The organism is Peribacillus sp. FW305-BF15, from assembly GCF_058783805.1.
The window spans coordinates 1-21476 of record NZ_JBYSYV010000029.1; the positions used below are offsets into that span (position 1 = coordinate 1).

A 21476-nucleotide genomic window follows, 5' to 3' on the forward strand; every position below is an offset into this window, starting at 1 on the left:
CACGGCAGTTAAGCTCTTCAGCGCCGATGGTAGTTGGGGGTTTCCCCCTGTGAGAGTAGGACGCCGCCAAGCCATTTTAAAAGATCAGCCATCCGGCTGGTCTTTTTTTTTGTAATTAAAAAAAATTTCCGTTTTCAGGGACAGTCCGGGCTGGCCTTATTTGAATTGGTTGCCTTATCATGAGGAGGAATGGATGAGCTGGGGAAATGGGGCAGAATTCTTAAGGAGAAGAAAAATTTCAGGTTTTACATCCATTTATATAGGGTATTTATATAAGATATTTCAACTTTAATGTTCAATGGGGTATGTAACTACATATAATTTGGAGAAAATGGATATTACAGAAAGAAAATGCGTTTAAGTTGCAAAATGCATTATTCCTTGTATAATAATAGTCAAATATAGTCAAAGTCAGAATGGAGGAGGCTGAGTGAGAAACATATCTGATGTTATCGAAACTTATTTGAAGCAAGTACTTGAAATAAGTCAAAAAGATATCTTGGAGATAAAAAGAAGTGAAATAGCGGATAAATTTCAGTGTGTTCCTTCTCAAATCAATTACGTAATAAATACCAGGTTTACCATCGAGAGAGGTTATGTTGTAGAGAGTAAGCGTGGAGGCGGCGGTTATATACGCATCATGAAAGTGGAATCACAGGATTCCGTGCAACTTATCAACCACTTATTATCGCTTATTGGTTCCAGGGTAACTCAATCGATGGCTGAAGGAGTAATTTCACGGCTGATGAATGAAGACGTCATTAATGAAAGAGAAGCAAAGATTATGATGAGCGTCATAGATAGATCGGTGATTTATATCGACCTGCCTGACCGCGATGAGCTTAGGGCAAGAATTTTAACAGCGATGCTTACTACTTTAAAATATAAATGAAACTGGCAGAGGTGATGAACGTTGATTTGCCAAGAATGTCATCAAAGGCCTGCTACCCTGCACTTCACCAAAATCATCAATGGAAAAAAGACTGAAGTCATGATTTGTGAGAAATGTGCTCAGGAAAAAGGTGAAATGTTCATGGAGGCAGGTGGACCTGGTTTTTCAATAAATAATTTATTAGCAGGATTGTTGAATATGGAGTCGAATATTCAACAGACAAAGGCAAATGCATTTCCGAAAACGGAAGAGAGGCGCTGCCCGCATTGTCATCGATCTTATAAAGAATTTGTCCATATTGGCAAGTTTGGCTGTGCCGAATGTTATAAAACGTTCAATGAACAGTTAAATCCCATTTTAAAGAGGGTTCATAGCGGCAATACAGCACACATAGGGAAAATTCCAAAAAGGATTGGCGGCGCCATATATCTTCGAAAGCAAATTTTGGATTTGAAAGAAGTTTTAAAGGTCCACATTGATCAAGAGGAGTTTGAGAAGGCGGCAGAAGTAAGAGATAAGGTTCGTTCCCTTGAAAAAAGGTATGAAGCACAAGAGGGAGGCGAGGAATTATGAGCTTGGAAAAGTTTGTAGAAAACGCCTTGAGTTCCTGGATGAGTGCCGAAGGTCCGGAAATCGATATTGTATTGAGTTCGCGGATTCGGCTGGCCAGGAATTTCAAAGACTTTACCTTCCCAACCTCCTTTTCGAACGAAGAAGCTAATAAAATCATTGAATTGATTAAAAAAAGAATCGAAGAGGAAGTAACCCCAGAGATTGGGAAATTGGAGCTGTTAGAGATTGACCAATTGCAGCCACTGGAAAAGCGCGTTCTGGTTGAAAAACATTTAATCAGTCCTCATTTAGTTGAAGATTCAGCGAAAAGCGCGTGTCTCCTTTCGGAAAATGAAGAAATAAGTATCATGATAAACGAAGAGGACCATCTCCGTATTCAATGTTTAATGTCGGGGTTGCAGCTAAAGGAAACCTTAAAGATTGCAAATGTTCTTGACGATTGGATTGAAGAATCCATAGACTATGCATATGATGAAGAAAGAGGATACCTGACTAGTTGTCCGACTAATGTGGGAACAGGGTTAAGGGCTTCAGTCATGATGCATCTGCCGGGTCTGGTCCTTACACAGCAGATGAATAATATCATACCGGCTATCAACCAATTGGGGTTGGTGGTTCGAGGGATTTATGGAGAGGGCAGTCAAGCGTTGGGGAATATTTTTCAAATTTCCAATCAAATCACTCTTGGAAAATCGGAAAGGGATATCGTTGAAGATCTAACGAGCGTAGTGCAACAAATCATAGCCCAGGAACGGTCAGCGAGGGATGCATTAGCGAGGACTTCCCACATACAATTAGAAGATAGAATTTTCCGTTCATATGGGGTTTTGTCCAATGCTCGAATAATCGAGACAAAGGAAGCAGCTACATGTATCTCAGATGTTAGATTAGGGATAGATCTTGGGTATATAAAGAGTATTTCCAAAAGCATTCTAAATGAATTGATGATTTTGACGCAGTCGGGATTTTTACAAAAGTACGCAGGCGGCCCTTTAAGACCCCATGAAAGGGATATCCGTAGAGCAGCACTCATCCGGGAACGCTTGAATTTCACGGAATCTTCCTCCTCATAGAGGTTATTGACCCCTTTAGGGAGAATTAAATTTCATGTAATAGATATGGAGCAAGAATAAGCTTCTGCCATTACTTAGAGAATTGCCAGCAATTTTATTCAAAACGAAAATTCTTAAGGAGGAATTCCCTATGATGTTTGGTCGTTTTACTGAAAGAGCCCAGAAAGTATTAGCATTAGCCCAAGAAGAAGCAATCCGTTTAGGTCATAATAATATTGGCACGGAACATATTTTACTGGGCCTGGTCCGAGAGGGTGATGGTATTGCAGCCAAAGCGTTATATGCTCTTGGATTGGGTCCGGAGAAGATTCAGAAAGAAGTGGAAAATTTAATTGGCCGTGGACAGGATACGGCCCAAACGATACATTATACCCCAAGAGCCAAGAAGGTCATTGAGCTTTCCATGGATGAAGCAAGAAAATTAGGTCACTCATATGTTGGGACAGAGCATGTCCTTCTAGGTCTTATACGAGAAGGGGAGGGTGTCGCTGCCCGCGTATTGAATAATCTGGGAGTAAGTTTAAATAAAGCCCGACAACAAGTATTACAACTTTTGGGCAGCAATGAATCAGGTGGTCATCAAGGTTCAGCCGCTGCAAATGCAAGCACGCCGACACTAGATGGCCTTGCCCGTGATTTAACGGCGATTGCAAGGGAAGGAAGCTTGGATCCGGTTATCGGTAGAAGTAAGGAAATACAGCGTGTCATTGAGGTATTAAGCCGTCGTACAAAAAATAACCCAGTATTGATCGGTGAACCTGGCGTTGGTAAAACAGCCATTGCTGAAGGGCTTGCCCAACAGATTATCAATAACGAGGTACCTGAGATTTTACGTGATAAACGCGTCATGACACTTGATATGGGTACTGTTGTGGCTGGCACTAAATACCGGGGTGAATTTGAGGACCGGTTGAAGAAAGTCATGGATGAAATACGTCAGGCGGGTAATATCATCCTATTCATCGATGAATTGCATACATTGATTGGTGCAGGTGGTGCAGAAGGTGCCATCGATGCCTCCAATATCCTTAAACCATCATTGGCCCGTGGTGAATTACAATGTATCGGTGCTACAACTTTGGATGAGTACCGTAAGTATATTGAAAAGGATGCTGCCCTTGAACGTCGCTTCCAGCCAATCCAAGTCGATGAGCCGACAATTGAGGAATCCATCCAAATTCTCAAAGGTCTTCGTGACCGTTATGAGGCACATCACCGCGTATCGATCACTGACGAAGCGATTGATGCTGCAGTCAAATTATCAGACCGTTATATTTCCGATCGCTTTTTACCTGATAAAGCGATTGACTTGATTGATGAAGCTGGTTCCAAAGTTAGGCTGCGCTCATACACAACGCCACCTAACCTAAAGGAACTTGAAGTGAAACTAGATGATGTTCGCAAGGAAAAGGATGCTTCCGTTCAGAGTCAGGAATTTGAAAAAGCTGCTTCGCTTCGCGATACAGAACAACGCTTAAGAGAACAATTGGAAGAAACGAAAAAAACTTGGAAAGAAAAACAAGGGCAGGAAAACAGTGAAGTGACTGTGGATGACATTGCACACGTCGTATCCAGCTGGACGGGAGTGCCGGTTACTAAATTGGCGCAAACGGAGTCAGACAAACTGCTTAATATGGAGTCAATCCTCCATGATCGTGTAATTGGGCAGGAAGAGGCCGTCATTGCGGTTTCTAAAGCAGTACGGCGTGCAAGGGCAGGTTTGAAAGATCCTAAGCGTCCAATTGGTTCCTTCATCTTCCTGGGGCCTACAGGGGTCGGTAAAACCGAGCTAGCCCGTGCTTTGGCTGAATCCATTTTTGGTGATGAAGATGCCATGATCCGCATCGATATGTCCGAATATATGGAGAAACATTCGACTTCACGTCTTGTTGGATCGCCTCCAGGATATGTTGGGTACGAAGAAGGCGGTCAGTTAACGGAAAAAGTGCGGAGGAAACCATACTCCGTCGTTCTGCTTGATGAAATAGAAAAGGCGCATCCGGATGTCTTCAATATTCTTCTTCAAGTGTTGGAAGACGGAAGACTGACAGATTCCAAGGGGCGTACTGTCGATTTCAGGAATACCATTCTGATCATGACATCGAATGTAGGGGCGTCTGCCTTGAAAACTGATAAGTATGTCGGCTTTAACATCCAGGATACTGGGCAGGACTATAAAAATATGAAAGGGAAAGTGATGGAAGAACTCAAACGTGCATTCCGTCCGGAATTCCTGAATCGTATTGATGAAACTATCGTGTTCCACTCATTAGAGAAGGATCACTTGAAACAAATCGTTACATTAATGTCAAATCAGCTTACTACCCGTTTGAAAGAACAGGAGATATACTTGGAGCTGACAGATGCGGCTAGAGAAAAAATTGCCACGGAAGGTTTTGATCCGGAATATGGGGCAAGGCCAATCCGCAGGGCGCTTCAGAAGCATGTAGAAGATTATCTATCCGAAGAGTTGCTTAAAGGCAACGTGAAAAAAGGGCAAACGGTCGTAATGGATGTCGTGAATAATGAGTTTGCAATCCGACAAGGCGAGCCTGTTAATGTAAGTGAATAACCTGATCCTAAACTTCGAGGTACACGCAGATTCTTTTGCAGTGTACCTCTGTTTTTTATCTATAGGTAGATATGAGTATAAACGGGAAAAGCAAAGTGAATATTTTTTTAAAAAAACTTAGCCTTAAGAAGGTTTAAATAAAACAGAGATATAATATCCTTAATATAGATATTTTTTCCAAAGGAAGAGGAGTAATTTATGGCTGTAAAAAAGAAAACAAAATTTATGTGTCAGTCTTGTGGGTATGAGTCCGCGAAATGGATGGGGAAATGCCCAGGCTGCGGTGAATGGAACAAAATGGTCGAGGAAACCGAAATCGTTAAACCTGCAAGAAAAGGCGCTTTTACCCATTCAGAGGTTAGAGTTTCCGGGGAACGGGAGAAGGCAGCACCCATAACGACCATTCAGTCAGAAAAAGAACCACGCATTAAGACGGATCTAATGGAATTGAATCGTGCTCTTGGGGGCGGGATCGTACAGGGATCACTTGTATTGATCGGAGGGGACCCGGGTATCGGTAAGTCCACCCTGCTTCTACAGGTATCATCCCAATTGGCGCATAAACAGAAAAAAGTGCTTTATATATCAGGTGAAGAATCAGTCAAGCAAACCAAATTGAGAGCGGACCGGCTTGGGACCATGTCGGAAAATCTATTCGTTTATTCTGAAACCGATATGGACTATATCCAACAGGCAATTACAGACGTTAAACCGGATTTGGTCATAATTGACTCGATTCAAACGGTTTACCATTCTGAGGTTACATCTGCCCCGGGAAGCGTTTCACAAGTGAGGGAATGCACAGCCTCACTCATGCGCATTGCTAAAACGAACGGGATTGCGATTTTTATCGTCGGTCACGTTACAAAAGAAGGGGCCATTGCGGGACCACGGCTGCTTGAGCACATGGTGGACACCGTATTATATTTTGAAGGGGAAAGACACCATACATATCGAATTATACGTGCGGTTAAAAATCGCTTTGGTTCGACGAATGAGATGGGTATTTTTGAAATGAAGGAACATGGATTGGAAGAGGTGGCGAATCCATCGGAAATTTTCCTTGAAGAACGGTCGCAAGGAGCTTCGGGGTCCACAGTCGTCGCATCCATGGAGGGCACAAGGCCGGTGCTTGTTGAAATTCAAGCATTGATTTCTCCTACGAGTTTTGGCAATCCGAGGCGGATGGCCACAGGAATTGACCACAATCGAGTTTCGCTTTTAATGGCTGTCCTGGAAAAGAGAGTGGGCTTGCTGCTCCAAAACCAAGATGCGTATTTAAAGGTTGCTGGCGGTGTCAAGCTGGATGAACCGGCAATTGACCTCGCTGTCGCAATAAGCATTGCATCAAGCTTCCGTGATAAACCAACAAACCCTGCCGATTGCATCATTGGTGAAGTGGGGCTGACTGGTGAAGTGAGAAGGGTGTCACGAATTGAACAAAGGGTGCAGGAAGCAGCGAAATTAGGGTTTGAGCGGGTTATCATACCGGCTAATAATATAGGAGGGTGGACCGCGCCGAAAGGTATTAAGATCATTGGTGTTTCATCGGTTTCGGAGGCTCTTAAACAATCGTTAGGGGGTTAAGCATGACAGATAAAAAAGGGTATGAGAAAACAAAATTGGAAATCCTGCAAATCGTAGCACCGGGTACCCCGCTTCGGGAGGGTATTGAAAATGTCCTGAGGGCAAACACGGGCGGTTTGATAGTGGCCGGATATAATGAGAAGGTGCGAACGATCGTGGATGGCGGCTTCGAAATCAACTGCAGCTGTACCCCCAGTACATTATATGAGTTGGCGAAGATGGACGGGGCCATCATTTTAAATGAAACCGCCGATAAGATCATTTTTGCAAATGCCCAATTAGTGCCTGATAACAGTACACCTTCCACTGAAACGGGAATGAGGCATAGGACAGCGGAACGGGTGGCTAGGGAGACCAAGTCGTTGGTCATCGCAATCTCACAACGCCGGAATGTCATCACTTTATATCAGGGCAATTTCCGGTATGCCCTTAAAGATATAGGAGTCATACTTGCCAAGGCTAATTTAGCCATCCAGACCTTGGAAAAATACAAGGTGGTCCTGCAGCAGAGCATATCGGTTTTAGGAGCGCTCGAGTTTGAGGAAATCGTGACCTATGCCGATCTTTTGCAGGTATTTCACCGTTATGTGATGGTGCTCAGGATCAAGGCAGAGCTGCTGACGTACCTAAATGAGCTTGGTACGGAAGGAAGGCTGATCCGTTTGCAAATGAATGAAATCCTGGCAGATATTGAAACGGAAGGGAAATGGCTTATCAAGGATTATACCTCCAGTAATGATGAAAATCCCGAGGAAATCATTTTTAGGCTTCAAGAGTTGGCCATGCAGGAAAAACTGGATGAAAGCATTCTTCTTAAGGTGCTGGGCTATCATGGATACATTCATCTTGATGAGTCAGTACATCCCCGTGGTTACCGTATTCTTCATAAAATCCCACGCTTGCCGGGTTTGATCATCGAAAATTTAGTGAAACAGTTCGGAAGCTTTAGTGAAGTCAATAAAGCTACGGTTGAAAACCTTGACGATGTGGAGGGTATAGGTGAAGTCCGGGCAAATAAAATTAAAGAAGGACTCCGAATTTTGAAAAATCAGCTGGTCACAAATAGAAGGATGTAAGGTGCAGCCGGCTTTTAAAAAACTCCTGAACGGGCTTGAAATTGATTGGTGTTTATTTTTGACACTCAAAACTCGGGGTGCTAGGCTAATATTACGAAAAAGAGAAGAATTCATATTTGTAAATCCATTATCCTTAAGTGAATTTAATGTATATAGTGAAAACGAATTTTCAAGGTTTCATTTTATTTTATTGGTCAATAATGAGTAGAAGGAGGTGAAAGGGATGTTAAAACGCATTATACAAGCATGCTTCTTAATAGTCGGCGGAACACTTGGTATGTTGCTTATTCCGGAATTATTAACTGTTTTACATGCAGACGATATTGCTTTATTAAACAATCCTTATGTAAGTGTACTGTTGGGTGCCATTATCTTTTATCTTATAACTTTTTGGGCAGTAGATCATGTGATCTACTTTATGAAATGGCTGGAGGAACAGCTTGTAAAGATACCGATTACGGATATAATCTTTGGCAGCGTAGGTCTTTTAGTTGGATTGCTGGCAGCGTTCTTGGTTGGATCCGCATTCAGTGCCATCAAGGTTCCCATTTTGAATACAGTGGTTCCTATCATCCTTACGCTTTTATTTGGATATCTTGGTTTTCAGGTGGGCTTTAAAAAACGTGATGAGCTATTGAGTTTATTCACGAAAAGCAATAAGAAAAAGAACTCGGATGGTGAAGCAAGCGAAGAGGATGAAGAGGGGTATAGCAAGCGCCTGAAGATTCTCGATACAAGCGTCATCATTGATGGCAGAATTGCGGATATTTGTCAGACGGGCTTTCTGGAGGGTACCATCGTCATTCCTCAATTCGTATTAAACGAATTGCAGCACATTGCCGATTCATCTGATGCATTGAAAAGGAATCGTGGAAGGCGCGGTTTGGATATCCTGAATCGGATTCAAAAAGACCTGCCGATTAAAGTGGAGATGTACGAGGGGGATTTTGAAGACATTCAGGAAGTGGACAGTAAACTGGTGAAGCTTGCCAAAATATCGGGCGGAATGGTCGTTACCAATGATTTCAATTTAAACAAAGTATGCGAGTTTCAAAATGTGGCGGTACTTAATATCAATGACCTGGCCAATGCCGTAAAACCAGTTGTACTTCCTGGGGAAGAGATGAACGTTCAGGTCATAAAGGACGGGAAAGAGCAGAACCAGGGCATCGCTTATTTGGACGATGGAACCATGATCGTTGTCGAGGGTGGCCGTGACCATATCGGGAAACGGATCGATGTACTTGTCACAAGTGTATTGCAAACCTCTGCAGGCCGGATGATATTCGCTAAACCGAAACTATTAGAAAAAGCATTATAAAGAAGAGTAGGAGAAACCGTTATGTTTTATGAAGTAGTGATACCTGCAGCTGGACAAGGCAAAAGAATGAAAGCGGGCAAGAATAAACTTTTTATTGAACTATCGGGTATCCCGATCATTGTTTATACACTGCGTGTCTTCGAAGAAGATCCTGACTGTCGAGGGATTATCCTTTCGATAAACCCGGCAGAAAAGGATTATTTCAATCAATTGATAGCAGCGAATGGGCTTAAAAAGGTCAAGAAACTGGTCATGGGTGGCAAGGAGCGCCAACAAAGCGTTTATAATGGACTGCAACATGCAGAAGAAGACATCGTCCTGGTCCATGACGGTGCCCGCCCTTTTATTACCCTAGGGCAAATCAGTGAATTGACTACTGCTGCCTCCCTTCATGGAGGTGCCGTAATTGCAGTGCCCGTTAAGGATACGATTAAAAAAGCGGCAAACAAAAAGGTATTGGAAACAGTGGAACGATCAAGCTTGTGGGCGGTGCAAACTCCACAAGCTTTTCGTGTATCCATATTAAAAAGGGCGTATGAACAGGCAGAAGCTGAAGAATTTTTAGGGACGGACGATGCAAGTTTACTAGAGCGGATCAATGAACAGGTAGTTATTATTGAGGGCAATTATGATAATATTAAGATTACGACTCAGGAAGACCTTTATTTTGCAGAAGCGATTTTACATAAACAACAACATGGAAAACGATGATTGGGGAGAATGATATGTTTAGAATAGGACAAGGATATGACGTTCATCAGCTTGTGGAAGGCAGGCCTTTGATAATTGGCGGGATTACGATTCCGTATGAGAAAGGACTGCTGGGTCATTCGGATGCGGATGTCCTTCTGCATACTGTTGCCGATGCCTGCTTGGGGGCAATTGGTGCAGGGGATATCGGTAAGCATTTTCCGGATACCGACCCTGAATTTAAAGATGCCGATTCGGCAAAACTGCTGCAGTATATTTGGGCGATCGTAAAAAAAGAAGGATATTCCCTAGGCAATGCGGATTGTACAATCATTGCACAAAGCCCGAAAATGGCACCGTATATCGAGGAAATGCGAGGCAGGATTGCAGAACTTTTAGATTCCTCGATAGACAGGATTAATGTAAAGGCGACCACAACGGAGAAACTTGGATTTACAGGCAGGGGCGAAGGAATCGCTGCACAGGCTGTTGTTTTATTGGTCAAATCAAACTAAATCGTTTTTAGAGTGGATGCCTTTATCCCAATGTATTTAAATGATAATATAAACAATAGAATAGAACGACTGGGAGGTCTATATATAACATGAGCAGCGATATTCGAGTTCGCTATGCACCGAGTCCGACTGGACATTTACATATTGGTAATGCACGGACTGCTTTATTTAATTATTTATACGCACGAAATAAAGGCGGGAAATTCATCATCCGTATTGAAGATACCGACCAAAAGAGAAATATTGAAGGCGGAGAGGAAAGTCAGCTTAAATATTTGAAATGGCTTGGCATGGATTGGGATGAAGGTGTTGATGTTGGCGGTGAATACGGTCCATACCGTCAATCCGAAAGGAACGACCTTTATCAGGAATTGTATCAAGAGCTTTTGGATAAGGGTTTAGCATATAAATGCTATTGTACGGAAGAAGAGCTTGAAGCAGAGCGTGAAGGACAGGTCGAACGCAATGAAACGCCAAAATATTCCGGGAAGTGCAAGCATTTAACTGAGGAAGAGCAAGCGGAACTAGTGGCACAAGGAAGAAAACCGAGCATTCGCTTTGCCGTTCCAGCTGGGAAGGTCCTTACTTTCAAAGATATGGTCAAGGATGAGGTTTCATTTGAAACAGATGGCTTTGGTGATTTTGTCATCGTTAAAAAGGATGGCATTCCAACGTATAACTTTGCAGTGGCCGTCGATGATCACTTGATGAAGATTTCCCATGTCCTTCGCGGTGATGATCATATCTCCAATACTCCAAAACAATTGATGATTTATGAAGCTTTCGGCTGGGAACCGCCGGTATTCGGACATATGACGCTGATTGTAAACGAAAGCAGGAAGAAACTGAGTAAACGTGATGAGTCGATCATTCAATTCATTGAACAATATGAAGAGCTGGGTTATGTACCTGAAGCTTTATTCAATTTCATTACATTACTAGGATGGTCTCCGGTCGGGGAGGAAGAGATATTCACGAAGGAAGAATTCATTAATCTTTTCGATGCTGACCGTCTGTCTAAATCACCTGCACTTTTCGATAAGCAGAAGCTTACATGGATGAATAACCAATATGTGAAGCAATTGGACGTCAATCGTGCAGTGGAATTGTCATTGCCTCACTTAATTAAAGCCGGGAAGGTTTCAGAGACACTGACCGCCGAAGAAGAAGAGTGGGTACATGGGCTTGTTTCACTTTTTCAAGAACAGATGAGCTATGGAGCGGAAATAGTCGAGCTTTCTGAACTGTTTTTCAAGGATGAGGTCGAGTTCGAGCAAGAAGCTAAGGAAGTGCTGGCTGAAGAACAGGTACCTGAAGTCATGAAAGCTTTCCTTCAGGAGATCGAAGGGCTTGAAGAATTTAATGCGGATGAAATCAAGAAGTCGATTAAAGCCGTACAAAAAAGCACAGGGCATAAAGGGAAAAAATTATTCATGCCGATAAGGGCTGCCGTCACGGGTCAAACACATGGTCCTGACTTGCCTAAGGCAATTTCATTACTGGGCAAAGAAAAAATTAAACAGCGTATTCAGAGTATTTTATATTAACAATTTGTCGAAAATGTAATATAGTATTTAATAATCTTACAAAAGAACGCGTAGATGGGGAGAAGTAAGTAAACGAAGCTTTTTAGAGAGAACCATAACCTGCTGAAAGTGGTTCAGGCCTCTCGTTTTCTGAAATGCACCCTTGAGTCCTTTGCTGAACTAACCTATAGTAGGCACAGGCGGAATGTCCTCCGTTACAGGGATTAAAGTTGGGGATGAAAAAACAGGAAAAAGCTTTACCTGGTTCGTACATTCCAAACAGAGTGGAACCGCGCTTCAAGCGTCTCTGTCTATTTGGACAGAGACGCTTTTTTATATGCTTTAAAAGCTTCAAAAGGGGATGTTGGAAAAGGACGGAACATAGGGGGGAATCATTTTGTTAAAGATGTTTAAAGAAGATATCGAAGTGGTTTTTGATCAAGATCCTGCTGCGCGCAGCTATTTGGAAGTCATATTGACGTACGCTGGTTTACATGCGATTTGGAGTCATAGGATGGCTCATGCACTATTTAAGAGGAAATTCTTTTTCCTGGCGAGAAGCATATCTCAAATCAGCCGGTTTTTTACCGGAATTGAAATTCATCCAGGGGCTACGATTGGCCGTCGTTTCTTCATTGACCATGGAATGGGGATTGTCATTGGCGAAACTTGTGAAATTGGCGACAATGTATCCGTCTTTCAAGGTGTAACACTTGGGGGGACCGGAAAAGAAAAGGGAAAACGTCATCCTACGATAAAGGATAATGTTTTGATAGCTACAGGAGCAAAAGTGCTGGGTTCCATCACTGTTGGGGAAAACTCGAAAATCGGTGCGGGATCGGTCGTTCTAAAGGAAGTGCCACCTAATTCTACAGTGGTGGGCATTCCAGGTAAAGTGGTCATTCAAGATGGCATCAAAATCAATAAAGACCTAAATCATTGTGATCTTCCTGATCCAATCGCTGATCGCTTTAAGGAATTGGATAGTGAAATCAGAGCCTTAAGAGCAAGGTTGGCCGAACAGAAGCAGGAAGAAAGGAGTCTATAATATGGCGATTAAAATATATAACACAGCAACAAGAAAAAAGGAAACCTTCGTCCCGATTGAAGAGGGAAAGGTGAAGATGTATGTATGCGGACCCACTGTCTATAATTACATTCATATTGGCAATGCAAGACCGGCAATCGTATTCGATACCGTTCGTAGGTATTTGGATTACCGTGGATATGATGTGCAATTCGTTTCTAACTTCACGGATGTGGATGATAAGCTGATTCGCGCGGCAAAAGAATTGGGGGAAGATGTCCCGACCATATCTGAGCGTTTCATCAAGGCGTATTTTGAAGACGTGTCGGCATTGGGCTGCAAAAAAGCGGATGCTCACCCGACCGTAATGGAGAACATGGATGCAATCATTGAATTCATCTCGGCGCTAATCGAGAAAGGATTCGCTTATGAATCGGAAGGGGATGTGTACTACCGCACTCGTAAGTTTGAGGGATATGGCAAGCTTTCACATCAGTCCATCGATGAGCTTCGAGTGGGGGCACGTATTGAAATAGGGGAGAAAAAACAAGATGCCCTTGATTTTGCCCTTTGGAAAGCGGCCAAGGATGATGAAATATCATGGGAGAGCCCATGGGGTAAGGGGCGTCCTGGCTGGCATATCGAATGCTCCGCAATGGTCAAAAAGTATTTGGGGGATACCATCGATATTCATGCAGGAGGTCAAGATCTGGCATTCCCGCATCATGAAAATGAAATTGCACAATCCGAAGCATTGACGGGTAAGACCTTTGCGAATTATTGGATGCATAATGGGTATATAAATATTGAGAATGAAAAAATGTCTAAGTCCTTAGGCAATTTCGTCCTTGTGCATGACATCATTCAGAAGCATGATCCACAAGTGTTACGCTTCTTCATGTTATCAGTACATTACCGTCATCCGATCAATTATAGTGAAGAAGTGCTTGAAAATGTAAAAGCGTCCCTTGAACGCTTAAGGACATCATATCAAAATTTAAAGCATCGCCTTCAAGTAAGTGACGGATTGACTGAGAATAATGATGTTTGGTTGGAGAAGCTGAATGATTTACATGAACAATTCATTAAGGAAATGGACGATGATTTCAACACAGCTAATGCAATATCCATGCTTTTTGAACTTTCCAAACAGGCAAATTATTACTTGATGGAGAAAAACACAGACAAGGAAGTAATTGATGCTTTCCTTGATAAATTCAACACCTTATTTTCTGTCCTCGGTTTGTCCCTTGAAGAAGAGGGGCTTCTGGATGAGGAAATTGAAGGGTTGATACAGCAAAGGATTCAAGCGCGGAAAGACCGCAATTTTGGATTATCTGATGAAATTCGCGATCGCTTGAAAAACATGAATATCATATTAGAGGATACCCCTCAAGGTACAAGATGGAAAAGAGGGTAATTAATGCTTCATTACGATAGTAAGGTAGATGCAAAAATGCTGAACAGTCTTGCTTTAGCATATATAGGTGATGCTGTATACGAAACGTATATACGGCATCACCTCATTCAAAAAGGGGCGGTCAAGCCCAATCTACTTCACAAAAAAGCTACATCTTTTGTAGCTGCTAAAGCGCAAAATAAAATCATCCACTTCTTTCTGGAGTCAGATTGGCTATCGGAAGAGGAATCCGCTGTCGTTCGGCGCGGCCGAAATGCGAAATCCGGTACGGTACCGAAGAATACAGATGTGCAAACGTATCGCTACAGTACAGCCTTCGAGGCTCTTATGGGATTTTTGTATTTATCCGGTCGAATAGAAAGAATGGAAGAACTCATCAAAAAATCCATTGAATACATTGAAGAAGAAAAGGGGAGTAACCCATGAGCGAAGAATATATCATTGGCAGAAACCCCGTATTGGAAGCACTTCGCTCCGAACGGGAAGTTAATAAAATTTGGATAGCCGAGGGCTCGCAAAAAGGCTCCATGCAACCACTTATCGGTCTCGCGAAGGAAAAGAAGGTTCTCGTGCAAATCGTACCGAAGAAAAAAATTGACCAAATGGTAGAAGGCATCCATCAAGGCGTTATCGCACAAGTGGCTGCATATGAATATGTGGAGCTGGATGACTTATTCGCTAAAGCGGCTGAACGGGACGAAGCACCTTTTTTCATGATCCTTGATGAGGTTGAAGATCCGCATAATTTAGGTTCGATCATGAGGACGGCCGATGCAGTCGGGGCACATGGAATCATCATACCAAAAAGAAGAGCGGTGGGCTTGACGGCAACAGTGGCAAAAGCTTCGACGGGTGCAATCGAATATATTCCTGTAGCTCGCGTTACAAATCTGGCAAGAGCGGTGGAAGAATTGAAAGAGCGAGGGGTATGGATAGTCGGTACCGATGCGAAAGGCAGCGATGATTACCGTAACATGGACGGAAAGATGCCTATCGGACTTGTTATCGGCAGCGAAGGAAAAGGCATGGCCCGGTTAATGAAGGAGAAATGTGATTTTCTCATCCGTCTTCCAATGGCAGGAAAAGTAACTTCGTTAAATGCATCGGTAGCAGCCGGTTTATTGATGTATGAGGTTTATAGAAAAAGAAATCCCCTAGGGCAATGACGAAATGAATATTCTGTTGGTGGACGGTTATAACATTATTGGAGCTTGGCCGGAACTGAGAGAATTAAAAGAACGGGATCTTGCTGCTGCAAGGGACCGATTGATAGAAATGATGGCGGAATATCAAGCATTTACCGGATACCGTGTAATTGTCGTATTTGATGCTCAATATGTTCAGGGAATTGCCCGCATATTCAAAAATCACAAAGTTGACGTAATTTTTACAAAAGAAAATGAAACTGCGGATGAAAGAATAGAAAAGATGGCCATCGAACTGAATAATGTCAAAACGCAAATTCAAGTGGCAACCTCTGACTTCACGGAACAGTGGGTGATCTTTGGCCAAGGGGCCCTAAGGAAATCCGCTCGTGAACTGCTAATTGAAATGGAAGAAATTCAAGGCGAAATCAAGAAAGATGTAAGAAAAACAACAACGATAAGACCCGTTGCTAAAATTCCTTTAAGTGAAGAAGTGGCAGAAATTTTCGAAAAATGGCGCCGGGGGAAAATTTGAACCATTGACGGGTAAAATTTACCTGCTGTATAATATTTCTATCTGAGTCAGGTCAGGGGGATATAATGTGGGTCTCAAATTCGGAATGAAGCTGAACGAAAAGTATCTTCAGTTTGAGGATGATGAATTGATAGGGTTGGTGCACACTGGAGACAGTGAAGCGCTTGATTATTTGATCCAAAAGTATCGTAATTTTGTAAGAGCGAAGGCAAGGACTTATTTCTTGATTGGTGCCGATAAGGAAGACATCGTGCAAGAAGGTATGATTGGTTTATATAAAGCCGTCCGTGATTTTAAAGGGGATAAGTTATCTTCTTTTAAAGCATTTGCAGAACTATGCATTACGAGGCAGATCATTACAGCTATCAAAACAGCAACACGTCAAAAACATATTCCGCTCAATTCCTATGTTTCCCTGGACAAGCCAATTTATGATGAGGAATCGGACCGAACTCTAATGGATATCATATCGGGTACGAAGGTTTTGGACCCGGAAGAACTGATCATCAACCAGGAAGAGTTTGACGATATCGAATTAAAGATGGCCGAGCTCCTGAGTGATCTTGAGAGAAAAGTGTTAGCTCTTTACCTGGATGGACAAACCTACCAAGAAATTTCGGAAGAGTTGAACCGGCATGTTAAGTCAATCGACAACGCCCTTCAGCGGGTGAAAAGAAAGCTCGAGCGCTATCTGGAAGTAAGGGAAATCAGTTTATAATCCCTCCGCTTTTTCCGCTTAATTTCATCTGTCCCTTCTCCACATGGAAGTTTTTTATTCACTAAGATTTTTAGATGCAAGCCGATGTTTTGATTTACGTTGTCCATAATGGGTGGAACCCGCTTTGATATTGACAATAAAAAACAGTCGTGATAAGGTTTTATGGATATAGTAGATAGGATAGGTGTATCTAATGCGAAAAAAAATAGTTCTTGCCTGCAACGATTGCGGTTCAAGAAATTATAGTTATGAGAGCAAACAATCGACAAGCGGCGAACGGCTGGAAATCAAGAAATTTTGCAGTACGTGCAACTCACACTCGATTCACAAAGAAACGAAATAACCGTTTTATAAATAGATTGACAGAAGCTTCTAATGCTTGGAGGTACATTCATGAAACGTTTTACCGAATTTTTCAGCGGAGTCGCTCGCGAAATGCAAAAGGTAAGCTGGCCGAAACGCAAGGAGCTTACCAAATATACAATCGTGGTGGTAACGACTGTAGTATTTATGGCTTTATTCTTTACAGTGGTCGATTTGGGTATTTCCGAATTAATTCGCTTAGTTATTGAATAAGAGATTCGAAAATAAGGTATAATAGTGATAGAATAATATGTGTCAGCAGAAAAGCCCGGAAACGGGTTTTTTAATTTGTCTTTTTTAATAAGTGAAGAAGTTCAAAAACGAGTGCTGCTGTAATACGAATCATCACAATATATTCTAGTTAAGTTCGGGATGACGCCTGTATGGTTTTTTGGCTAAAACGTTCAAAGATAAAGATTAATAAAGAAAATGATCGATTGCAGGGAGGGAAGGACGTTAAAGTCCTAACACATGGAAAAGAATTGGTATGTAGTTCACACCTATTCAGGTTATGAGAACAAGGTTAAAGCTAACTTGGAAAAACGTGTTGAAACTATGGGGATGGAAGACAAGATCTTTCGCGTTGTAGTTCCAGAAGAAGAAGAAACAGAAGTGAAAGATGGCAAAAAGAAAGTGACCAAAAAGAAAGTGTTTCCAGGTTATGTGTTGGTTGAGATCATCATGACGGATGATTCATGGTATGTTGTCCGTAATACGCCTGGGGTAACAGGTTTCGTGGGTTCATCTGGAGCTGGGTCAAAACCGACTGCATTGCTTCCGGAGGAAATTGAAGTCGTTCTTAAACGTATGGGCGTAGATGAAAGCAAAATCGAAGTTGATTTTGAAATCGGTGATACGGTTCAAGTTAAAGAAGGACCATTTGCAACTTTTGCAGGACCGATTGAAGAACTTGATAAAGACAAAGGGAAAGTAAGGGTCCTAGTCAATATGTTCGGCCGTGATACACCGGTAGAACTTGATTTTAATCAAGTGGAAAAATTATAAACGGAAAAAAACTTGAAATTACCTTTTGAAAGTGGTAAAATTTCAAAGGTCAGTATGTTTCAATTTTTAGGCCTCAACGATACAAGCATTCTTTATTAATAGATAAAGAATTCAAGATGAGTGGGAGGGTATTACCCTATTACCACATCACGGACTTATAAGGAGGTGTGTCTCGTGGCTAAAAAAGTAATTAAAATGGTTAAATTGCAAATTCCTGCTGGTAAAGCGAATCCGGCACCGCCAGTCGGTCCTGCATTAGGTCAAGCTGGTGTAAACATCATGGGATTCTGTAAGGAGTTCAACGCTCGTACAGCAGATCAAGCTGGTCTAATTATTCCTGTTGAAATCACGGTATTTGAAGACCGTTCATTTACATTCATTACAAAAACTCCACCGGCTGCAGTATTGCTTAAGAAAGTAGCTGGTATCGAGTCTGGTTCTGGTGAACCTAACCGTAATAAAGTTGCTACAGTCAAGCGTGATCAAGTGCGCGAGATTGCTGAAACTAAAATGCCTGACCTAAACGCTGCAAGTGTTGAAGCTGCAATGCGTATGGTTGAAGGTACTGCTCGCAGCATGGGTATTGTCATCGAAGACTAATCCATGTAATTGCTATTTGTTTCTACGGGGTTGCGATTGATACTCGCAACCTTTATTCGTGGGAGGTCATTCCGTTAAAACCACAATTTAGGAGGATTTATATCATGGCGAAAAAAGGTAAAAAGTATCTTGAAGCAGCTAAGCTTGTAGAAGTTTCTAAGGCTTATGCTGTAACTGAAGCAATCGAAGTTGCTAAAAAAGCAAACTTCGCAAAATTCGATGCGACTGTTGAAGTTGCTTTCCGTTTAGGCGTAGACCCTAAGAAAGCTGACCAACAAATTCGTGGAGCTGTTGTTCTTCCGAATGGTACTGGTAAAACTCAACGCGTATTAGTATTCGCAAAAGGCGAAAAAGCAAAAGAAGCGGAAGCTGCTGGTGCTGACTACGTTGGCGAATCTGACTACATCAACAAAATCCAACAAGGATGGTTCGAATTCGATGTAATCGTTGCGACTCCAGACATGATGGGTGAAGTTGGTAAACTTGGCCGTGTATTAGGACCTAAAGGTTTAATGCCTAACCCTAAAACTGGCACAGTAACTTTCGATGTAACGAAAGCTGTTAATGAAATCAAAGCTGGTAAAGTTGAATACCGCGTAGATAAAGCTGGTAACATCCATGCTCCAATCGGTAAAGTATCTTTCGAAGATGCTAAACTAGTGGAAAACTTCACTACTATCTATGATACATTATTGAAAGTTAAACCTGCGGCTGCTAAAGGAACTTACATGAAAAACGTTTCTGTAACAACTACAATGGGCCCTGGCGTGAAAGTTGATCCTTCTTCTTTCAAATAAATAATTGACATACCAAAACTATTATTGTTATAATAAGTTTTGTTGTGAATAAATGAATACTATTTGTACCGTAGACAGTAGGTGCTCATTACGAGCTTAATTCCCTGCCGAGGTAATTCGATAATAATAGTCCTTGACTATGACTTTTGAAATTACTGCCTTCATGTCTGCAATAGAGATGAAGGCTTTTTCTTTGAAACGGTATAAATGTTTTCAAGCAAATCTACAGGAGGTGTAAGGATGAACGCAATTATTGAACAAAAGCAAAAAATCGTTGCTGAGATTTCTGAAAAGTTAACTTCAAGCCAATCAACAGTAGTTGTTGACTACCGTGGATTGACTGTTGCTGAAGTAACAGAACTTCGTAAGCAACTTCGTGAAGCTGGCGTTGAGTTTAAAGTTTACAAAAACTCTATGACTCGCCGTGCTGCTGAAAGTGCTGAGCTTAGCGCTTTGAACGAATCATTAACAGGTCCAAACGCAATTGCATTCTCAACTGAAGATGTTATTGCGCCAGCAAAAATCCTTAACGATTTTGCGAAAAAACATGAAGCGTTAGAAATCAAAGCTGGAGTTATCGAAGGAAATGTTGCAACTGCTGAAGAAATTAAAGCTCTTGCAGAACTACCTTCACGCGAAGGCCTACTTTCAATGCTACTCAGCGTGCTACAAGCACCTATGCGCGGACTTGCTCTTGCTACAAAAGCTGTTGCAGAGCAAAAAGAAGAACAAGGCGCGTAAGCTAACCGCTTATTTAGCCTGCTGAATCAAAAAAACCAACCATTTCGAGGAGGAAATAAAAATGACTAAAGATCAAATCATTGAAGCAGTTAAAAACATGACTGTTTTAGAATTAAACGACCTTGTAAAAGCAATCGAAGAAGAATTTGGCGTAACTGCTGCTGCACCTGTAGCTGTAGCTGCTGCTGGTGGCGCTGCTGCTGAAGAAAAAACTGAGTTTGATGTAGTTCTTACATCTGCTGGAGATCAAAAAATCAAAGTTATCAAAGCTGTACGTGAAGTTACAGGTCTTGGACTTAAAGAAGCAAAAGAACTTGTTGACAACACTCCAAAAGCAATCAAAGAAGGCGCTTCTAAAGAAGAAGCTGAAGAAATCAAAGCTAAACTTGAAGAAGTTGGAGCTGGCGTTGAAGTTAAGTAATCTTGCATAAACAAAAAGCTCGCTATCATTGGCGGGCTTTTTTTCTTCATTTTTAAAGAAATGACGGGAACTGGCCGTTAATGGTTTGGTAACGGGGATATCGTTACGGAACATTTCGGCGTGCAAGCATCCATTCTTCAATTCTCTTCTCTCATTAAATCTTCAATATTCCTTTCTGATAGGGGGAGATGACTCTGACAGAGCATTACTACTCACATAAACCGGATGTCGTAAGCAATCCGAAATTTTGGGATTTCAATTTAAAGGGACGTACATTTCGCTTCAAAAGTGATAATGGTGTTTTTTCGAAAAAGGAAGTTGATTTCGGATCGCGTCTTTTGGTTGAGAGTTTCAACCTTAGTGAAGCTGTGGAAGGAAATATTCTCGATGTTGGTTGCGGGTATGGACCGATCGGAATATCGATTGCGGCAGCTTATCCCGATAGAACGATAGAAATGATTGATATAAATAGCCGGGCAGTTGAATTGTCAAAAGAGAATGCTGCTTCTAATGGGATCGCGAATGTGAAGATTTACGAAAGCGATCGTTTTGACAAAGTTGCCTCCAATCAATTCGCTGCGATTCTTACGAACCCTCCCATTCGCGCAGGTAAAAGTGTAGTCCACGAAATTTTAGAAGAAAGCTATCGCAGTTTGGTAGCTGGTGGAGAATTATGGGTTGTCATTCAAAAAAAACAAGGGGCTCCATCCGCAATGGATAAAATGGAGCAATTATTTGGAAATGTTGAAGTGCCTGTTAAGAAAAAAGGTTACTATATACTATTATCCAAAAAGGTTTGACTCTAAATTTTCGCTATGTTAGTATTATAAAATGCATATATATAATTCCGTAACTATGCAATTTTTATACCATTGGTGT

General features: G+C 41.9%; 24 protein-coding genes, 1 rRNA gene and 2 other annotated features. All 25 genes read left to right on the forward strand.

Annotation, left to right across the window (positions count from 1 at the left end; translation table 11 throughout):
- A 5S ribosomal RNA gene (gene rrf, locus AC3WLU_RS23025) occupies window positions 1-72 on the forward strand; the annotation flags it as partial.
- Window positions 73-430: 358 nt separating this feature from the next.
- Window positions 431-892, forward strand: a complete 462-nt coding sequence (locus tag AC3WLU_RS23030; RefSeq protein ID WP_034305095.1) for a CtsR family transcriptional regulator — start codon at window positions 431-433, stop codon at window positions 890-892.
- 21 nt (window positions 893-913) lie between these two features.
- Window positions 914-1465, forward strand: a complete 552-nt coding sequence (gene mcsA, locus AC3WLU_RS23035; protein WP_034305093.1) for a protein-arginine kinase activator protein McsA — start codon at window positions 914-916, stop codon at window positions 1463-1465.
- Entirely contained in the window at window positions 1462-2538 is a 1077-nt protein-coding gene (gene mcsB / locus AC3WLU_RS23040; protein ID WP_034305092.1) for a protein-arginine kinase McsB, read from the forward strand. Before mcsA ends, mcsB begins: the two co-directional genes overlap by 4 nt.
- A gap of 130 nt (window positions 2539-2668) precedes the next feature.
- Window positions 2669-5110, forward strand: coding sequence for an ATP-dependent protease ATP-binding subunit ClpC (gene clpC, locus AC3WLU_RS23045; RefSeq protein ID WP_034305090.1), 2442 nt, complete (start codon window positions 2669-2671; stop codon window positions 5108-5110).
- Window positions 5111-5308: 198 nt separating this feature from the next.
- Window positions 5309-6697 carry a DNA repair protein RadA gene (gene radA / locus AC3WLU_RS23050; protein WP_053537036.1) on the forward strand — a complete coding sequence of 463 codons (1389 nt, stop codon included), beginning with the start codon at window positions 5309-5311 and terminating at the stop codon, window positions 6695-6697.
- Between the two features lie 2 nt (window positions 6698-6699).
- The gene (disA, locus tag AC3WLU_RS23055) at window positions 6700-7773 is read left to right on the forward strand and encodes a DNA integrity scanning diadenylate cyclase DisA (RefSeq protein WP_034305085.1); all 1074 of its coding nucleotides are present in this window, start codon (window positions 6700-6702) and stop codon (window positions 7771-7773) included.
- A gap of 223 nt (window positions 7774-7996) precedes the next feature.
- Window positions 7997-9094: a PIN/TRAM domain-containing protein gene (locus AC3WLU_RS23060; RefSeq protein ID WP_057276467.1), complete on the forward strand. Its 1098-nt coding sequence runs from the start codon at window positions 7997-7999 to the stop codon at window positions 9092-9094.
- Window positions 9095-9115: 21 nt separating this feature from the next.
- Window positions 9116-9805, forward strand: coding sequence for a 2-C-methyl-D-erythritol 4-phosphate cytidylyltransferase (ispD, locus tag AC3WLU_RS23065; protein WP_106028123.1), 690 nt, complete (start codon window positions 9116-9118; stop codon window positions 9803-9805).
- A 14-nt stretch (window positions 9806-9819) separates the two neighbouring features.
- Entirely contained in the window at window positions 9820-10299 is a 480-nt protein-coding gene (gene ispF, locus AC3WLU_RS23070; protein ID WP_057276469.1) for a 2-C-methyl-D-erythritol 2,4-cyclodiphosphate synthase, read from the forward strand.
- 89 nt (window positions 10300-10388) lie between these two features.
- Window positions 10389-11846 carry a glutamate--tRNA ligase gene (gene gltX, locus AC3WLU_RS23075; protein WP_053537039.1) on the forward strand — a complete coding sequence of 486 codons (1458 nt, stop codon included), beginning with the start codon at window positions 10389-10391 and terminating at the stop codon, window positions 11844-11846.
- A 42-nt stretch (window positions 11847-11888) separates the two neighbouring features.
- Window positions 11889-12137 (forward strand) — a binding site (T-box leader).
- Window positions 12138-12222: 85 nt separating this feature from the next.
- Window positions 12223-12873 (forward strand): serine O-acetyltransferase, encoded by a 651-nt coding sequence (gene cysE / locus AC3WLU_RS23080; RefSeq protein WP_034305073.1) that lies wholly within the window; start codon window positions 12223-12225, stop codon window positions 12871-12873.
- 1 nt (window position 12874) lies between these two features.
- On the forward strand, window positions 12875-14272 hold the full coding sequence (gene cysS / locus AC3WLU_RS23085; RefSeq protein ID WP_057276472.1) for a cysteine--tRNA ligase: 1398 nt from the start codon (window positions 12875-12877) through the stop codon (window positions 14270-14272).
- 3 nt (window positions 14273-14275) lie between these two features.
- Window positions 14276-14698: a Mini-ribonuclease 3 gene (locus AC3WLU_RS23090; protein WP_034305071.1), complete on the forward strand. Its 423-nt coding sequence runs from the start codon at window positions 14276-14278 to the stop codon at window positions 14696-14698.
- Window positions 14695-15438, forward strand: coding sequence for a 23S rRNA (guanosine(2251)-2'-O)-methyltransferase RlmB (rlmB, locus tag AC3WLU_RS23095; protein ID WP_034305069.1), 744 nt, complete (start codon window positions 14695-14697; stop codon window positions 15436-15438). Before AC3WLU_RS23090 ends, rlmB begins: the two co-directional genes overlap by 4 nt.
- A gap of 4 nt (window positions 15439-15442) precedes the next feature.
- Window positions 15443-15952: an NYN domain-containing protein gene (locus AC3WLU_RS23100; RefSeq protein WP_034305067.1), complete on the forward strand. Its 510-nt coding sequence runs from the start codon at window positions 15443-15445 to the stop codon at window positions 15950-15952.
- 85 nt (window positions 15953-16037) lie between these two features.
- Window positions 16038-16670 carry an RNA polymerase sporulation sigma factor SigH gene (sigH, locus tag AC3WLU_RS23105; protein ID WP_094246690.1) on the forward strand — a complete coding sequence of 211 codons (633 nt, stop codon included), beginning with the start codon at window positions 16038-16040 and terminating at the stop codon, window positions 16668-16670.
- Window positions 16671-16863: 193 nt separating this feature from the next.
- Window positions 16864-17013, forward strand: a complete 150-nt coding sequence (gene rpmG / locus AC3WLU_RS23110; RefSeq protein ID WP_072273931.1) for a 50S ribosomal protein L33 — start codon at window positions 16864-16866, stop codon at window positions 17011-17013.
- Window positions 17014-17063: 50 nt separating this feature from the next.
- A complete protein-coding gene (secE, locus tag AC3WLU_RS23115) occupies window positions 17064-17246 on the forward strand; it encodes a preprotein translocase subunit SecE (RefSeq protein ID WP_034305062.1) in 183 nt (60 codons plus the stop codon).
- A gap of 258 nt (window positions 17247-17504) precedes the next feature.
- Window positions 17505-18038, forward strand: a complete 534-nt coding sequence (gene nusG, locus AC3WLU_RS23120) for a transcription termination/antitermination protein NusG (protein WP_048677866.1) — start codon at window positions 17505-17507, stop codon at window positions 18036-18038.
- Between the two features lie 174 nt (window positions 18039-18212).
- Complete coding sequence (gene rplK / locus AC3WLU_RS23125; protein ID WP_034305057.1) at window positions 18213-18638, forward strand: 50S ribosomal protein L11; 426 nt, start codon at window positions 18213-18215, stop codon at window positions 18636-18638.
- A 104-nt stretch (window positions 18639-18742) separates the two neighbouring features.
- On the forward strand, window positions 18743-19435 hold the full coding sequence (rplA, locus tag AC3WLU_RS23130; protein WP_048677868.1) for a 50S ribosomal protein L1: 693 nt from the start codon (window positions 18743-18745) through the stop codon (window positions 19433-19435).
- 50 nt (window positions 19436-19485) lie between these two features.
- Window positions 19486-19636, forward strand: a sequence feature (ribosomal protein L10 leader region).
- 39 nt (window positions 19637-19675) lie between these two features.
- Window positions 19676-20176: a 50S ribosomal protein L10 gene (gene rplJ / locus AC3WLU_RS23135; protein WP_048677870.1), complete on the forward strand. Its 501-nt coding sequence runs from the start codon at window positions 19676-19678 to the stop codon at window positions 20174-20176.
- Window positions 20177-20237: 61 nt separating this feature from the next.
- A complete protein-coding gene (rplL, locus tag AC3WLU_RS23140; protein ID WP_048677872.1) occupies window positions 20238-20597 on the forward strand; it encodes a 50S ribosomal protein L7/L12 in 360 nt (119 codons plus the stop codon).
- A gap of 194 nt (window positions 20598-20791) precedes the next feature.
- Window positions 20792-21397: a class I SAM-dependent methyltransferase gene (locus tag AC3WLU_RS23145; protein WP_369316752.1), complete on the forward strand. Its 606-nt coding sequence runs from the start codon at window positions 20792-20794 to the stop codon at window positions 21395-21397.
- Window positions 21398-21476 lie beyond the last annotated feature (79 nt).

Coding starts and splice junctions, on each gene's coding strand:
- nusG (WP_048677866.1), top strand. CDS start 17,505: ATGGAAAAGAATTGGTATGTAGTTCACACCTATTCAGGTTATGAGAAC.
- ispD (WP_106028123.1), top strand. CDS start 9,116: ATGTTTTATGAAGTAGTGATACCTGCAGCTGGACAAGGCAAAAGAATG.
- rpmG (WP_072273931.1), top strand. CDS start 16,864: ATGCGAAAAAAAATAGTTCTTGCCTGCAACGATTGCGGTTCAAGAAAT.
- secE (WP_034305062.1), top strand. CDS start 17,064: ATGAAACGTTTTACCGAATTTTTCAGCGGAGTCGCTCGCGAAATGCAA.
- clpC (WP_034305090.1), top strand. CDS start 2,669: ATGATGTTTGGTCGTTTTACTGAAAGAGCCCAGAAAGTATTAGCATTA.
- AC3WLU_RS23100 (WP_034305067.1), top strand. CDS start 15,443: ATGAATATTCTGTTGGTGGACGGTTATAACATTATTGGAGCTTGGCCG.
- rplL (WP_048677872.1), top strand. CDS start 20,238: ATGACTAAAGATCAAATCATTGAAGCAGTTAAAAACATGACTGTTTTA.
- disA (WP_034305085.1), top strand. CDS start 6,700: ATGACAGATAAAAAAGGGTATGAGAAAACAAAATTGGAAATCCTGCAA.
- gltX (WP_053537039.1), top strand. CDS start 10,389: ATGAGCAGCGATATTCGAGTTCGCTATGCACCGAGTCCGACTGGACAT.
- AC3WLU_RS23090 (WP_034305071.1), top strand. CDS start 14,276: ATGCTTCATTACGATAGTAAGGTAGATGCAAAAATGCTGAACAGTCTT.
- ispF (WP_057276469.1), top strand. CDS start 9,820: ATGTTTAGAATAGGACAAGGATATGACGTTCATCAGCTTGTGGAAGGC.
- rplA (WP_048677868.1), top strand. CDS start 18,743: ATGGCGAAAAAAGGTAAAAAGTATCTTGAAGCAGCTAAGCTTGTAGAA.
- cysS (WP_057276472.1), top strand. CDS start 12,875: ATGGCGATTAAAATATATAACACAGCAACAAGAAAAAAGGAAACCTTC.
- mcsB (WP_034305092.1), top strand. CDS start 1,462: ATGAGCTTGGAAAAGTTTGTAGAAAACGCCTTGAGTTCCTGGATGAGT.
- sigH (WP_094246690.1), top strand. CDS start 16,038: ATGAAGCTGAACGAAAAGTATCTTCAGTTTGAGGATGATGAATTGATA.
- AC3WLU_RS23060 (WP_057276467.1), top strand. CDS start 7,997: ATGTTAAAACGCATTATACAAGCATGCTTCTTAATAGTCGGCGGAACA.
- rlmB (WP_034305069.1), top strand. CDS start 14,695: ATGAGCGAAGAATATATCATTGGCAGAAACCCCGTATTGGAAGCACTT.
- rplJ (WP_048677870.1), top strand. CDS start 19,676: ATGAACGCAATTATTGAACAAAAGCAAAAAATCGTTGCTGAGATTTCT.
- radA (WP_053537036.1), top strand. CDS start 5,309: ATGGCTGTAAAAAAGAAAACAAAATTTATGTGTCAGTCTTGTGGGTAT.